Here is a 13,276-nt window from a genome sequence, read left to right on the forward strand (position 1 = left end):
TCAAGGAGGATCGATGCTTCCCCGCCGAACTGTGGCCGCCTTCGCGGCGGCCGGCCTGTTGCTCCCGCTTTCCGCTTGCGGCAGTGGTTTCGACGACTCGTCGAAGCCCGCCACCCAGCAGACCGGGCCCGCCACGCTGAAGGTGATGATCGCCGCCAGCGGCAGCGCCGAAACCAAGGCGATGCAGGACGCCGCCGCGGCTTGGGGCAAGGACGGCAACAAGGCCGAGGTGATCAGCGCCAACGACCTCGCGCAGCAGCTGAGCCAGGGCTTCGCGGCGGGCAGCCCGCCGGACGTCTTCGCCGTCGACGCCACCAAGTTCCAGGGCTACGCCGACGAAATGCTGCCCTACGGCGACGGACTGTCCTACAAGGACGACCTCTACCCGACGCTGCGCACGACGTTCACCAAGGACGGCAAGCTTTACTGCGCTCCCAAGGACTTCTCGACCCTGGGCCTGGCGATCAACACCGACGACTGGGCCGCGGCCGGGCTGACCGGCGACGACGTCCCCAAGACGTGGGACCAGCTCAAGACCGTCGCGCGGAAGCTGACCACCGGCGGCCGCACCGGGCTGGTCTTCAACGACACCCGCGACCGGATCGGCGCATTCCTGGTCCAGGCCGGCGGCTGGTCGCTCGACGCCGACCAGAAGAAGGCCACCGCGGACACCCCGCAGAACCTCCAGGCCCTCACCTACGTCCGCGACCTGCTCTCTTCCGGCGTCGCGAAGTACCCGAAGCAGATCGGCGCCGGGGACTCCGGCGAGGCGTTCGGCCAGCACAAGGCGTCGATGAGCATCGACGGCAACTGGCTGGCCGGCGGCATGAAGAAGGACTACCCGAACGTCAAGTACCGCGTCGTCGCGCTGCCCGCCGGCCCGGCCGGGCCCGGCACGCTGTCGTTCACGCAGTGCTGGGGCATCGCCGCCAAGAGCAAGTTCCAGGAGCAGGCCAAGCAGCTCGTCGACTCGTTCATGCAGCCGCAGCAGCAGCTCGCGTTCGCCGAGGCGTTCGGCGTGATCCCGTCGCGGCAGTCCGTGCGCGCGCAGTACGAGCAGAAGTTCCCCGCGCAGTCGGCGTTCGTCGCCGGTGCCGAGTACGCGCACGGGCCCGTCACGCTCGCCAAGATGGACCCCGTGCTGACCGACTTCGACGCCCAGCTGCAGCAGCTGCCGGGCGCCGACCCGAAGCGGATCCTGCAGCAGCTGCAGCAGAACACCGCCGCCGCGCTCGGGCAGTGACGCCGTGGGCACGCTGCTCGCCACGCCGGTGACCCCGGGTGCCGCACCCCCGCGCGGCACCCGGGGCCGCCGCCCCCTCCGGCGCGACGGCCGGGCCGGCTGGCTCTTCCTCACCCCGACGCTGGTCGTGCTCGGCCTGTTCATGGTGCTGCCGATCCTGATGGCGCTCTGGGTGAGCGTCAGCGACTGGACCGGCAACGGCAGCCCGTTCTCCTCCCGGGTGAACTTCGTCGGCACGGACAACTACGCCGCGCTGCTCACCGAACCCGGGCTGACGCGCCAGAACTTCGCCACCAGCGTCCGCAACAACGGCTACTTCGTGCTGTTCGTCGTACCGCTGCAGACGGCACTGGCGTTGTTCCTCGCGCTGGTGCTGCACCAGAAGAAGCTGAAGGGACGGCAGTTCTTCCGGACCGCCTTCTACTTCCCGACCGTCACCAGCTCGGTCGCCATCTCCGTGGTGTTCCTGTTCCTGTTCTCCAGCACCGGCACGGTGAACGCCGCGCTGAAACTGTTCGGAGTGGACGGTCCGAGCTGGTTCGCCGACCCGCGCGGGATCTTCCACCTCGCCGTCGGCGACCCGGCGAACCCGCCGTCCGCGCTGACGGGCCACGGGTTCCTCGGACTGTCCTGGTGGGACTGGCTGGCCGGCCCGAGCGTGGCGATGTGCTCGATCATCGTGCTCGTCGTCTGGACCTCCACCGGCGGGTTCATGCTGATGTTCTACGCGGCGCTGCAGAACCTGCCGCCGTCGGTCGACGAGGCCGCGCTGATCGACGGCGCGACGACGTGGCAGCGCTTCTGGCGTGTCACCCTGCCGCAGCTGCGGCCGACGCTGTTCCTGGTGCTGACGCTCGGCCTGATCGGGACCTGGCAGGTCTTCGACCAGGTCTACGTGCTCAGCCGCGGCAACCCGGCCAACACCACGCTGACCCCGGCCTACCTGTCGTACTCGTCGTCGTTCATCGGCCACCAGTGGGGCCAGGGCGCGGCGATCGCGTTCCTCCTGTTCGTCGTGATCGTGGCCTTCACTCTGGTGCAGCGCTGGGCCCTGCGGGAGCGCCGATGAGGAAACGCTGGCTCGGGTACGCGGTCCTCGTCCTGGTCGCGGCGCTGTACGTCTACCCCTTCCTCATCCAGCTCGCGACGGCCTTCAAGACCGACGCCGACGCGACCGCCCACCCGCTCCTGCCCTGGCCGCGGGAATGGTCGGCGAGCGTCTTCCGGACGCTCGCCGAGCAGGACTTCCCGCGGTGGGCGGCGAACTCGGTGTTCGTCTCGGTGGCGATCACCGTCGGCCGGGTCGTCTTCGACTCCCTGGCCGGCTATGCCCTGTCCCGGCTGCGCTTCCGCGGCCGGAACGCGGTCTTCGGGGCCGTCCTGGCGGTCATCGCCGTCCCGAGCGTGGTGCTGCTGATCCCGAAGTTCCTGGTGCTCAACCAGTTCGGGATGTACGACAGCTACGCGGGCATGATCATCCCGCTGCTCGTCGACGGCGCCGGCGTGTTCATCATGAAGCAGTTCTTCGACACCGTGCCGGTGAGCGTGGAGGAGGCCGCGCGGATCGACGGCGCGGGCCCCTTCCGCACGTTCTGGTCGGTGGTGCTGCCGATGTCGAAACCGGCGTTGATCACCGTGACCATCCTGTCGTTCCAGGGTTCCTGGAACGAGCTGCCGCACTACATCGTGTCGCGGCAGGATCCGGCGCTGAACACGTTGACCAGCGGCGTGGCGAGCCTGGTGTCCGGCGAGCTCGGCCAGGGCAACCAGTTCCCGCTGAAGCTCGCCGCGGCGCTGCTGATGACGTTGCCGGTCGCGATCGTCTACTTCGTCTTCTCGCGCCGGTTCACCCAGGGCAGCTACGAAGGAACCGACAAGTAGGTCAGCGGATCAGCTCGTCGGCGACCCACCGCACGACGCCGTCCGGGTACGGGTTCGCCAGGCCGAGCACGACGTGGCCGAACCCGGCGCCGACCGCCTCTTCGATCTTTTCCCTGGTGGCAGCGGGCTTGTCGTAGTCGACGGGCAGGAAGATCGAGCGGGTGACCGACGCCGGGTCGCGGCCGATCTCGTCGCAGTAGCGGTCGAGCAGCCTGCTGCGCCCCGCCAGGTCCTCGATGTCGCCGCCGCCCGGGATGTTCCACTGGTCCGCGTGTTCGGCGACCACGCGCAGCGTCGCGCTCGCCCGGCCGCCGATCATGAACGGCGGGTGCGGCCGCTGCACCGGCTTCGGGTTCCCGAAGGCGCCCTTGAGCTTGACGTACTCGCCGTCGAAGTCGAACGGCGCCTCCTCCGTCCACAAGCGACGGATGACCGTGCAGGCCTCGGCGAGCGCGGCGACGGCGTCGTCCTGGGTGTGGTAGGGCAGGCCGTGACCGTCGTATTCGCGGCGGGCCAGGGGATGGCTCGGGCGGGAGCCGGCGCCGATGCCGAAGTCGAGGCGGCCGCCGGACACGATGTCCACCGTGGTCGCGATCTTCGCCAGCACGGCGGGCGGGCGGAAGCGATTGCTGGTCACCATCAGGCCGAGCCGGATCCGCTCGGTCTGCGCGGCCAGCGCCGAGAGCAGCGTCCAGCCTTCGAAGATCGGGCCGTCGGGGTCGCCGCCGATCGGCATGAGGTGGTCGAACAGCCAGGCGTGCTCGATCTCGGGGATCGCGTCGGCTTCGCGCCAGACGCGCTGGATTTCGGCGTAGCCCACGTTCATGGGCGCGGTCATGATGCCGAAGCTGGTCATCAACGCCTCCGGAGGGACGGGTCGAGCAGGGCGGGCGGGGTGTCGAACTTCTCGTGGGCGGCCAGGTCGACGCCGGGCGCGACGATGGTGTCGATCTCGTCGAGCACGTCGGCGGGCAGCACCGTGTCGGCCGCCTCGAGCTGGGACTTCAGGTGATCGAGCGTGCGCGGCCCGAGCAACGCGCTGGTCACACCGGGGTGCGCGGTCACGAACCCGAGCGCGAGCTGAATCAGCGAAAGCGCCGCTTGGCCGGCCAGCTTGGCGAGCTTTTCGACGGCGTCGAGCCGGGCCTGGTTGGCCGGGTCGGCGAGGTCGAAGCGCTGCGGCAGGACCCGCGACCGGTTGGTGCCGATCTCCTGGCCGGCGCGGACCGCGCCCGACAGCCAGCCGGACGCCAGCGGGCTCCAGGCCAGCACGCCGAGGCCGTACTCCTGGGTCACCGGGAGGACGTGCGACTCGATGCCGCGCTGCAGGATGGAGTAGCTGGGCTGCTCGGTGGTGTACCGGGTCAGGTGGTGCTCGCGCGCGGCCCACTGGGCCTGGACGATCCGGTACGCCGGGAACGTCGACGAGCCGAAGGCGCGGATCTTGCCCGCGCGCTGCAGGTCCGTCAGGGCGGAAAGCGTTTCCTCGTCGCTGGTGCGCGGGTCCCAGCGGTGGACCTGGTAGAGGTCGACGTGGTCGACGTCGAGGCGGCGCAGGCTGTCGTCGAGGGCTTTGCTGAGCCAGCGGCGGGAGCTGCCCTGGTGGTTGCGCTCGTCGCCCATCGGCATGGCGGCCTTGGTGGCGAGGACCAGGTCGTCGCGACGGCCCTTGATCGCCCGGCCGACCATCACCTCCGACTCGCCCTGGCCGTACATGTCGGCCGTGTCGATCAGGTTGACACCGCCTTCGAGGGCGGCGTCGACGAGGGCGGTGGCCTCGTCCTGGGTGGTGCGGCCGATCGCGCCGAAGTTCATCGCGCCGAGCGCGAGGGTGCTGACCTGGACGCCGGTGCGGCCCAGGGTGCGGTACTGCATGGGAGGGTCCTCCGTGACATCATGGTGAAACGGAACGTTGCTCCGCTAACAATACGGAGCAGTGTTCCGTTTAGCAACCTGGGAGGACACGTGGGCAGACCCAAACGCGCCGACGCGCAGCGCAACGAGAAGACGCTGCTCGACGCGGCGGCCGCGGTCTTCGTCGCGTCCGGGGTCGACGCGCCGGTCCGCGACATCGCCGCGAAGGCCGGGGTCGGGATGGGCACGATCTACCGCCACTTCCCGACGCGGGCGGACCTGATCATCGCCGTCTACCGGCACCAGGTGGAGGCCTGCGCAGCCGCGGGTCCGTCGCTGCTGGCCTCGGCCGGTTCGCCGCACGAGGCACTGGCGCAGTGGATCGACCTGTTCGTCGACTTCCTCGTCACCAAGCACGGCCTGGCCGGGGTCCTGCAGGGCGACGGCTTCGACACGCTGCACGCGTACTTCCTCGACCGGCTGGTCCCGGTGTGCGCCGAGCTGCTCGAAGCGGCCGAGCTGACCGCGCGGGTGCGTCCGCTCGAGCTGATGCGCGGGGTCGGCAACCTGTGCATCGGCGCGGAGGACAACCCGGACTACGACGCGCGGCGGCTGGTCGGGCTGCTGATCGCGGGGCTGCGGGCGTGATCGAGCAGCTCACGACCGACCCGTACCCGCTGCTGGCGCGCCTGCGGGCGACCGAGCCGGTGGCCTGGCTGCCGGCGTTGAACGGCTGGCTGGTGACGCGGCACGACCTGGCGCTGCAGGTGATGCGCGACGCGGCGACCTTCACCGTCGACGACCCGCGCTTTTCGACGGCCCAGGTCGTCGGCCCGTCGATGCTGTCGCGGGACGCGGCCGAGCACGCGCGGCACCGGGCGCCGTTTTCGCGGCACTTCCGGCCGCGGGAGATCTCCGAGCGGTTCGAAGGGTTCGTCCGCGCCGAATGCACCCGGCTGGTCGACGGGTTCGCCGCCGATGGGCGAGCTGAGCTGCGGCGTTCGCTGGCCGGGCCGCTTTCGGTCGCCGTGGTGGCTTTCGCGCTCGGCCTGGACGACACCGACACGTCCCGGGTGCTGGCGTGGTACGACGCGATCGTGTCCACAGTGGACGACATCTCGGCCGGCCGCCCGACGGACTCCCGCGGTGCGGAAGCGTTCGGCGAGCTGCGCGAGCACCTCGAGGGCTCGGTCGGGCGTCGCTCGGTGCTGACGGACGCGGCCTCGGCGTTGGCCTTGCCGGAGGTGGTCTCGAACGCCGCGGTGCTGATGTTCGGCGGCATCGAGACCACGGAAGGCATGATCGCCAACCTCCTGCTGCACCTCCTGCGCGACCCGAAGCCCGGCGTGCACCTCCCGGACGCCATCGAGGAGTCGCTGCGGCTGGAACCCGCGGCGGCGGTGGTCGACCGGTACGCGACCCGCGACGTCCCGCTCGGCGGGGCGTCGATCGCCCGGGGCGACCTCGTGACGGTGTCGCTCACGGCCGCCAACCGCGATCCCGCGGTGTTCCCGGACCCGGACGTGTTCGACCCGAGCCGTCCCGGCCTGCGCAAACAGCTGGCCTTCGCGCACGGCCCGCACTTCTGCCTGGGCGCCGACCTGGCCCGGCTGGAGACGCGGATCGCCGTGGAGACCGTGCTCGACCGGCTGCCCGGGATCACGCTCGCGGAGCCGTCCGCGCCGAACGGGCTGGTGTTCCGCAAACCTCCGGGTGTGCACGCGAGATGGCTGCCATCATGACGGTATGACGGCGTGGCGTGAGGTCGAAGCGGCGGAACCCGGATTCGCTCAGCGCGTGCGGGAGCTGTTCGACGCGCATCGGCACAAGACGATGGCGACCCTCCGGGCCGACGGCTCGCCCCGGATCTCGGGCATCGAACTGGCCTTCAAGGACGGCGAGCTCACGTTCGGCTCGATGCCGGACGCGCGCAAGGGCGCCGACCTGAAGCGCGACCCGCGGCTGGCGGTGCACAGCGCGACGGTCGACCCGGTCGAGGGTGCCGAAGCGGAGTGGCCGGGGGAGGCGAAGATCGCCGGCCGGGCGGTCGACACCGGCGACGGCTTCCGCGTGGACATCGCCGAAGTGGTCCACACGCACCTCAACGCGGCGGCGACGCTGCTGGTGGTGGAGTGGTGGACGCCGGCGGCCGGCCTCCGCAAGATCGAGCGCGAGTAGGTCACGACCAGCCCCGGCAGACCCGCGTAAATCGCCGGCGGCGACGGCCGGCGCCCCGCCAGATGCCAACCGGCCCGGGCCCGGTAGTCACGTCGCGTCCGGCAGCTGCGGATGTGGCTGGACCTCACTCCACCGTGACGGACTTCGCCAGGTTGCGCGGCTTGTCGATGTCGTAGCCCAGCGTCAGCGCCGCGTGGTAGGCGAGCAGCTGCAGCGGGATGGTCAGCAGGATCGGGTCGAGCTCCGGCTCGGTCCGCGGCACCACGATCCGCGGGACGTCCAGCTCGCCGAAGTCGACGTCTTCGTGCGTCACCGCCAGGACCGCGCCGCCGCGGGCGCGGATCTGCTGCACCGCGGCCAGGTTGCGGTCGGCCAGCTCGTCGGCGGGCACGACGGCGACCGTCGGGAGCGTTTCGTCGATCAGCGCGAGCGGGCCGTGCTTGAGCTCGGACGCCTGGTACGCCTCGGCGTGGCGGTAGGAGATCTCCTTGAACTTCTGCGCCCCCTCCCGCGCCACCGGGAACCCGCGGACGCGGCCGATGAAGAACAGGCTTTTCGCGGCAGCCGCGGCCTTCGCGTGCTCGGCGATCGACGGCTCGTCGTCCAGGACGGACTTGATCTGGCCGGGCAGCGCGCGGATCGCGTCGATGATCCGCTGACCGTCCGCATTGGACAGATCGCGGACCCGGCCCAGCGCCAGCGCGATCATCGCGAACCCGACGGCCATGTTCGTCAGCGCCTTGGTCGAGGCGACCGCGATCTCCGGGCCGGCGTGCAGGTAGACGCCGCCGTCGCAGGCGCGGGCGATCGTCGAGCCGACGACGTTGACCAGGCCCGCGACCCGGCCGCCCTTGCGCTTGATCTCCTCGACGGCGAAGGCGGTGTCGATCGTCTCGCCGGACTGGCTGACCGCGATGTAGAGCGTGTCCGCCTCGATGATCGGGTTGCGGTAGCGGAATTCGGACGCGGCTTCGGCGTCCGCCGGGATCCGGGCCAGTTCCTCGATCATCGTCGCGCCGATCTGGCCGACGTAGTACGCCGAGCCGCAACCGAGGATCTTCACGCGGCTGAACCCGCGCAGTTCGCGCGGTGTCAGGTTGAGCCCGTCGAGGCGGGCGACGCCGAAGCGGTCGTCGAGCCGCCCGCGGATCATCCGCTCGACGGACTCGGGCTGCTCCTGGATCTCCTTGGCCATGTAGTGCGGGAAGCCGCCGAGGTCGAGGTCTTCGGCCGCGATGTCGATCTTGGTGGCGGGCTTGGTGGTGTCGCTCTCGTCGACGGTGAAGGTGCGGTAGCCGGTGGCGAAGACCGTCGCGAACTCGCCGTCGTCGAGGTGCGCGACCTGCGAGGTGTGCCGGACGAGCGCGGCGAGGTCGCTGGCGACGAACATCTCGCGCTCGCCGACGCCGATGATCAGCGGCGAGCCGTTGCGCGCGATCACCAGCCGGTCCGGGTGCGCGCTGTCGGTGACGGCGATCGCGTACGTGCCGGTGATCCGCGAAACCGCTTCGACGACGGCGTCTTCGAGGGTTTCGGCGCCGGAGCGGGCGATCAGGTGCGCGAGGACCTCGGTGTCGGTCTCGGAGGTGAGCGCGACACCGGCGTCGGCGAGCTGGGCGCGCAGCGCGTCGGCGTTGTCGATGATGCCGTTGTGGACGACGCAGATGCGGCCGTCCTCGGAGGTGTGCGGGTGGGCGTTGTCCTCCGACGCGGGCCCGTGCGTGGCCCAGCGCGTGTGACCGATGCCGACCTTGCCGCTCAGGCGCTTGGGCAGGGCCGCGGTGAGGTTGCGGACCCGGCCCACGACGCGGTGGACCTGGGCGCCGCCCTTCGCGCCGAGCACGGCGATGCCCGCGGAGTCGTAACCTCGGTACTCGAGCCGGGTCAGGCCCTCCAGGAGGATGGGGGCAGCGTTCTGGCCGCCGATGTAGCCGACGATCCCGCACATGGCGAGCCTTCTTTCAGCCGTAGACGATGCGCCGCAGCTGGCGCTCGGACAGGTCGGGCGCGGCCACCAGCCGCCCCCGGAGCTCCGCGGCGACCAGCGGGAAGATTTCGGGGTTCTTCCGGCCCTCGGCCTGCAGTTCGGCGTGCCGGCGGCGGACGTAGGCCTCGGCGGACGTCCGGTAGTAGGCGAGGACATCGTCGACGACCCGGGCGGCGACCCCCGGCGGCAGCCCGGTGGACGCGGCCACGCGCTCGACGATGTCGGTGTCTGCCACGCCGGCCATCATGCCCTGGCCGTGCGGTGAACTTCAAATTCCTGCCCGAAATCGGGCAAGCTTTAGTGGTTGGGGTGTCGAATTCACGACGCGGTCGCCAGCGCGTGTGCCGGTGTACCGGCTGCCTCGACCAGCGGGAGCCGCACGGACGCGTGCGGGATGACGCCCAGCCCGGCCAGGGCCGCCTTGGCCGCCGTCGTCCCGGGGCCCGCTCGCATGACCGTCTCCACCAGCGGGAGCAGCGCGTCGTTGAGCGTGCGCGCCGACTCCAGGTCGCCGCGGCGGACGGCGGTGATGAGGTCCGCGGTGCGGTCGGCCGCCACGTTGGCCACGACACTCACCACGCCCGCCGCGCCGCACGCCAGGTACGGCAGGTTCAGCTCGTCGATGCCGCAGTAGTACGCCAGGGACGTGCTCGCCATGACCGTCATCGCCTCGAACAGGTCGCCCTTGGCGTCCTTCACCGCGCGGATCCGGGGGTGACCGGCCAGCTCGATCAACGTCGGCGCTTCCAGCGCGACACCGGCCCGCGCCGGGACGTCGTAGAGCATCACCGGCAGGTCGGTCGCGTCGGCCACCGCGACGCAGTGGGCGATGACGCCCGCCTGCGTCGGCCGGGAGTAGTAGGGGCAGACGACCAGCAGCGCCTCCGCGCCGGCCGCTTCCGCCGCGCGCGCCCGGCGGACGCTCGCGGCCGTGTCGTACGTGCCGACGCCGGCGATCACGCGGGCACGACCGGAAACGCGAGCCGCCACGTCCCGGACGAGCTCAGCGGACTCCGGTTCGGTCAGGGTGGGGGACTCGCCGGTCGTCCCGCCGACGACGAGGCCGTCGCACCCGGTGGCCAGCAGGTGGTCGACGAGGCCGGCGACGCCGCGGGTGCTGATCGCCCCGCCGGGCTCCATCGGGGTCACCATCGCGACGAGGTTGGCGCCGAATTCGGTCATGACCCGAACTGTGCCCGGCACAACTGGTGCGGTCCAGCGATGCTTTTTTGCCAGTACTGCGTAGCCTGGCTTCATGATCGAGGTCGGCGCCCTGCGCGCGTTGCGGTCGGTGGCGACGCTCGGGACGCTGGCGCGCGCGGCCGACGAGCTGGGGTTCACCGCGTCCGCGGTGTCGCAGCAGCTCAAACGCCTGGAACGGCAGGTCGGCGTGCCGGTGCTGGCGCCGGCGGGACGCGGGGTCGTGCTGACGCCGGCCGGGCAGGCCATCGCCGACTCGGCACCCGAGGTCTTCCAGGCGCTGGAACGTTGTGCCGAGGCGGCCCAGTCCGTCTCGGCCGGTGCGCCGCGCGGCACGCTCCGGGTGGTGGCCTTCTCGACCGGCATCCGCGGCCTGCTCGCGCCGCTGCTGCCCGCGCTGGCGGCGCGGTGCCCGGACCTGCGGGTGCACCTCACCGAGCAGGACCCCGACGAAGCACTGCGCAGCGTCGACGCCGGAACGGCCGACCTCGCCCTCGTCCACGATGCCGACGGCCTGCTCGCGCCGCTGCCGCCGTCGCTGACGCGGCAGCACGTGCACACCGACGTCGGCGACGTCGTGATGAGCCGGACGCACCCGCTCGCGTCGGCCACGGCCCCGCTGGGCGCGGAGGTCTTCGGCCACGCGTGGGTGACCAGCCCGCCGGGAACCGTGTGCCACCAATGGTTCCGGCGGCTCTTCGCGGACGCGCCGGCGGAGCCGGACGTCCGGCACCTGGTCGACGACTTCGCCACGCAGCTCGCCCTGGTCGCCGGCGGGGACGTCGTCGCGCTGATCCCGCGCCTCGCCCGGCCGCCGTTGGGCGACGCCCTGGTCGCCCGGCCGGTGCGGCGTCAGCCGAAGCGCGAGGTGCACGCGGCGTGGCGCCGCAGCGCCGACGCCAGCCCGGCGATCCGGGCGGTGCTCGCCGAACTCGGCTAGGCCGGCCGCAAGCGGGTGCAGCGTCGGAACGCCCGCCCGAACCCTCCTTGGCGCACGGCCGGTTCGCGTTGCTGCGCCTGGAAAGCGGCACGCTCGGCCTGCTGGAGCTGGGCGAGGCCGTCGAGCGGGAAGCCACCAGCCCGCGCTGACCGGTCGTGAGTGGTCAGGGCGGTCAGGACCGCCCTGACCGGTCACGACGACCTGCGGGAGACCTGACTAGGTGCGGTAGCGGAACAGGATCCGGCCGCGGCTCAGGTCGTACGGGCTCAGCTCCACCAGCACCCGGTCGAACGGGAGGATCTTGATGTAGTTCTTCCGGATCTTCCCGCTGATGTGCGCGAGCACCTGGTGCCCGTTCGGCAGCTCCACCTTGAACGTGGCGTTGCGCAGGCACTCGAGCACGGTGCCCTCGACTTCGATGCCCTTGTCAGCCACGGTGCACCAGCTCCAGGGTGCTGCCCGCCCGCCGGGCGCCGGCGCTCTCGAACAACGCCGTCGCCGCCGGGTTGGCCTCGTTCACCTCGGCCGACGTGGCCGGGATTCCCGCCGCGTGCAAGGAAGCCAGGACCTCGGCCAGCAACGCCCTCGCGATGCCGCGGCGCCGGCGGTCGGCGCGGACGGCGATCAGCCCGATCCGCGGCAGCCGCTTCACCTGGGTCACGCGGACCAGGCCGACGTACTCGCCGGCTTCGGCCGCCACGGCGTACGTCGCCGGGTCGAGGGGCCTGGACAGCACCTCGGCGGGCATCTCCTGCCAGCCGAGCGTGGCTTCCACCTCGGCGCGGATCACGCGGTCGAGTGCCCGCAGCGGGCCCTCGGAGGCCGCGCCGAAGGGCACGATCGTGACGCCCGGCGGCGGCACCGGACCCGGCCCGGCGGTGGGGACGACGTACTCCCACTCGCGCCGCCGGGTCGTGAAGCCGGCTCGTTCCCAGCCCGCGATCAGGTCGGGGTCGGCTTCGTCGACGACCGTGTGGAGGGGTGCGGGCAGGTCCGCCAGCATCGCGTCGGCGAGCCGGTCGAAGACCGAGCGGTGCCAGGCGTCGATGCTGAGGAACGTCCGGCCGTCGGGCCGCGTGGTGGCTTCGCCGCGCCCGGCCACCCGGTCGTCGTCCAGCGCGTGCCAGTGCCGTGGGGCGACGCGCGTGATCTCCACCGCGGGCGAGCCCGCCGTGAATCGCACAGTTTCCATGGGTTCGTACCTTTCGGGAGTGCTCGAAGCGCTCCCGGCGACCCCTACGTCAGTCGCCCGACCGTGACGACGAGGGGAGCACCCACATCGAAACAGCGTTCATGGGGCTCACCTCCCGGCGTCGAGTCACGGTCAGGGGCACGATAGCGGCCCGGCGCCGCCCGGCCCACCGAATTACGCGGCGGCGCGGCGGCCCCGCAGCCAGACGGCGATCCTCGCCGGGAACAGCAGCAACAGCAGCGCGTAGTAGCCGAGGTTGGGCTTGACCAGCGCCACCACGACCGCGATCGCGAACACGACCGCGCTCAGCACGTGGTTCCACCACGTCTCGTCCGACACCGGCTCGGCGTCCCCGCGGATCTCCGGGGTCCGGCGGATGAGGAACACCATCGCCGTGTGGCACAGGCTGCTGGCCAGCAACGTCGCCAGGTAGAACACGACGGTGAAGCGCTCGGACTGGTACGAGCCGATCAGTTCGCTGGGGAAGGGCAGCACCACGATCGTCAGCAGCCAGGCGAAGTTGACCCGCACGAGCGTGGTGGTGTACGACCGCACGTGCTCGAAGATGCCGTGGTGGACCGACCAGAACCGGCCGATCACGAAGAAGCTCAACACGAAGCTGAAGATCTTCGACCAGTTCTCGGTGACGGCGTCCATCGCCGGCTTGTGCTCGGCCACCAGCTCCGGGACCAGGTCCGCGAGCGGCAGGATCAGCAGCGTCAGCGCGATCGCGACGACGGCGTCGGTGAAGAACACCAGCCGTTCGGATGATTTCTTCTGCTCCACGCGATCATCCAACCA

At 71.3% G+C, this 13,276-nt stretch carries 15 protein-coding genes; 7 read left to right on the plus strand and 8 right to left on the minus strand.

From position 1 onward, the window contains the following. The first annotated feature begins 13 nt into the window (after nucleotides 1–13). The 3 genes from ACYVLJ_RS37155 to ACYVLJ_RS37165 are packed head-to-tail and all read left to right on the plus strand — an operon-like array spanning nucleotide 14 to nucleotide 3,124. On the plus strand, nucleotides 14–1,243 hold the full coding sequence (locus ACYVLJ_RS37155) for a sugar ABC transporter substrate-binding protein (protein ID WP_460442184.1): 1,230 nt from the start codon (nucleotides 14–16) through the stop codon (nucleotides 1,241–1,243). 4 nt (nucleotides 1,244–1,247) lie between these two features. Beyond that, complete coding sequence (locus ACYVLJ_RS37160; RefSeq protein WP_451984489.1) at nucleotides 1,248–2,312, plus strand: carbohydrate ABC transporter permease; 1,065 nt, start codon at nucleotides 1,248–1,250, stop codon at nucleotides 2,310–2,312. Then, on the plus strand, nucleotides 2,309–3,124 hold the full coding sequence (locus ACYVLJ_RS37165; RefSeq protein WP_460442185.1) for a carbohydrate ABC transporter permease: 816 nt from the start codon (nucleotides 2,309–2,311) through the stop codon (nucleotides 3,122–3,124). Before ACYVLJ_RS37160 ends, ACYVLJ_RS37165 begins: the two co-directional genes overlap by 4 nt. 1 nt (nucleotide 3,125) lies before the next feature. On the opposite strand, the gene ACYVLJ_RS37170 is transcribed toward ACYVLJ_RS37165, so the two are convergent. Both ACYVLJ_RS37170 and ACYVLJ_RS37175 read right to left on the minus strand, forming a co-directional pair. Next, a complete protein-coding gene (locus ACYVLJ_RS37170; RefSeq protein ID WP_460442186.1) occupies nucleotides 3,126–3,980 on the minus strand; it encodes an LLM class oxidoreductase in 855 nt (284 codons plus the stop codon). Continuing rightward, a complete protein-coding gene (locus ACYVLJ_RS37175) occupies nucleotides 3,980–4,999 on the minus strand; it encodes an aldo-keto reductase family protein (protein WP_460442187.1) in 1,020 nt (339 codons plus the stop codon). The genes ACYVLJ_RS37170 and ACYVLJ_RS37175 overlap by 1 nt, the downstream gene beginning before the upstream one ends. A 90-nt stretch (nucleotides 5,000–5,089) precedes the next feature. Between ACYVLJ_RS37175 and ACYVLJ_RS37180 the strand changes: the two genes are divergently transcribed. From ACYVLJ_RS37180 to ACYVLJ_RS37190, 3 genes are read left to right on the plus strand one after another with little or no spacing between them, the layout of a single operon-like run. Further along, nucleotides 5,090–5,626, plus strand: a complete 537-nt coding sequence (locus ACYVLJ_RS37180) for a TetR/AcrR family transcriptional regulator (RefSeq protein WP_451984497.1) — start codon at nucleotides 5,090–5,092, stop codon at nucleotides 5,624–5,626. Continuing rightward, a complete protein-coding gene (locus ACYVLJ_RS37185; protein ID WP_460442188.1) occupies nucleotides 5,623–6,720 on the plus strand; it encodes a cytochrome P450 in 1,098 nt (365 codons plus the stop codon). The genes ACYVLJ_RS37180 and ACYVLJ_RS37185 overlap by 4 nt, the downstream gene beginning before the upstream one ends. A gap of 4 nt (nucleotides 6,721–6,724) precedes the next feature. After that, on the plus strand, nucleotides 6,725–7,156 hold the full coding sequence (locus ACYVLJ_RS37190; protein WP_460442189.1) for a pyridoxamine 5'-phosphate oxidase family protein: 432 nt from the start codon (nucleotides 6,725–6,727) through the stop codon (nucleotides 7,154–7,156). A 124-nt stretch (nucleotides 7,157–7,280) separates the two neighbouring features. Here ACYVLJ_RS37190 and glmS read toward each other — a convergent pair whose 3' ends face one another. From glmS to dapA, 3 genes are all read right to left on the minus strand, one after another. Continuing rightward, nucleotides 7,281–9,104 carry a glutamine--fructose-6-phosphate aminotransferase gene (gene glmS, locus ACYVLJ_RS37195; RefSeq protein WP_460442190.1) on the minus strand — a complete coding sequence of 608 codons (1,824 nt, stop codon included), beginning with the start codon at nucleotides 9,102–9,104 and terminating at the stop codon, nucleotides 7,281–7,283. Nucleotides 9,105–9,117: 13 nt separating this feature from the next. After that, on the minus strand, nucleotides 9,118–9,390 hold the full coding sequence (locus ACYVLJ_RS37200; RefSeq protein WP_451984505.1) for a hypothetical protein: 273 nt from the start codon (nucleotides 9,388–9,390) through the stop codon (nucleotides 9,118–9,120). A 71-nt stretch (nucleotides 9,391–9,461) separates the two neighbouring features. After that, nucleotides 9,462–10,325 carry a beta/alpha barrel domain-containing protein gene (gene dapA / locus ACYVLJ_RS37205; RefSeq protein ID WP_460442191.1) on the minus strand — a complete coding sequence of 288 codons (864 nt, stop codon included), beginning with the start codon at nucleotides 10,323–10,325 and terminating at the stop codon, nucleotides 9,462–9,464. Nucleotides 10,326–10,398: 73 nt separating this feature from the next. Between dapA and ACYVLJ_RS37210 the strand changes: the two genes are divergently transcribed. Further along, nucleotides 10,399–11,283 (plus strand): LysR family transcriptional regulator, encoded by an 885-nt coding sequence (locus ACYVLJ_RS37210; protein ID WP_460442192.1) that lies wholly within the window; start codon nucleotides 10,399–10,401, stop codon nucleotides 11,281–11,283. 216 nt (nucleotides 11,284–11,499) lie between these two features. On the opposite strand, the gene infA is transcribed toward ACYVLJ_RS37210, so the two are convergent. The 3 genes from infA to ACYVLJ_RS37225 form a co-directional block, all read right to left on the minus strand. Continuing rightward, nucleotides 11,500–11,718 carry a translation initiation factor IF-1 gene (gene infA, locus ACYVLJ_RS37215; protein ID WP_451984511.1) on the minus strand — a complete coding sequence of 73 codons (219 nt, stop codon included), beginning with the start codon at nucleotides 11,716–11,718 and terminating at the stop codon, nucleotides 11,500–11,502. Further along, complete coding sequence (locus ACYVLJ_RS37220; RefSeq protein WP_460442193.1) at nucleotides 11,711–12,475, minus strand: GNAT family N-acetyltransferase; 765 nt, start codon at nucleotides 12,473–12,475, stop codon at nucleotides 11,711–11,713. The genes infA and ACYVLJ_RS37220 overlap by 8 nt, the downstream gene beginning before the upstream one ends. A 174-nt stretch (nucleotides 12,476–12,649) precedes the next feature. After that, entirely contained in the window at nucleotides 12,650–13,261 is a 612-nt protein-coding gene (locus ACYVLJ_RS37225) for a TMEM175 family protein (protein WP_451984515.1), read from the minus strand. Nucleotides 13,262–13,276 lie beyond the last annotated feature (15 nt).

It is taken from the genome of Amycolatopsis stemonae (genome assembly GCF_054781455.1).

Bases quoted from the DNA above. Each gene is read 5' to 3' on its own strand.
- ACYVLJ_RS37155 (WP_460442184.1), top strand. From the start codon at position 14: ATGCTTCCCCGCCGAACTGTGGCCGCCTTCGCGGCGGCCGGCCTGTTG.
- ACYVLJ_RS37165 (WP_460442185.1), top strand. From the start codon at position 2,309: ATGAGGAAACGCTGGCTCGGGTACGCGGTCCTCGTCCTGGTCGCGGCG.
- ACYVLJ_RS37170 (WP_460442186.1), bottom strand. From the start codon at position 3,980: ATGACCAGCTTCGGCATCATGACCGCGCCCATGAACGTGGGCTACGCC.
- ACYVLJ_RS37175 (WP_460442187.1), bottom strand. From the start codon at position 4,999: ATGCAGTACCGCACCCTGGGCCGCACCGGCGTCCAGGTCAGCACCCTC.
- ACYVLJ_RS37190 (WP_460442189.1), top strand. From the start codon at position 6,725: ATGACGGCGTGGCGTGAGGTCGAAGCGGCGGAACCCGGATTCGCTCAG.
- glmS (WP_460442190.1), bottom strand. From the start codon at position 9,104: ATGTGCGGGATCGTCGGCTACATCGGCGGCCAGAACGCTGCCCCCATC.
- ACYVLJ_RS37200 (WP_451984505.1), bottom strand. From the start codon at position 9,390: ATGATGGCCGGCGTGGCAGACACCGACATCGTCGAGCGCGTGGCCGCG.
- dapA (WP_460442191.1), bottom strand. From the start codon at position 10,325: ATGACCGAATTCGGCGCCAACCTCGTCGCGATGGTGACCCCGATGGAG.
- ACYVLJ_RS37210 (WP_460442192.1), top strand. From the start codon at position 10,399: ATGATCGAGGTCGGCGCCCTGCGCGCGTTGCGGTCGGTGGCGACGCTC.
- ACYVLJ_RS37220 (WP_460442193.1), bottom strand. From the start codon at position 12,475: ATGGAAACTGTGCGATTCACGGCGGGCTCGCCCGCGGTGGAGATCACG.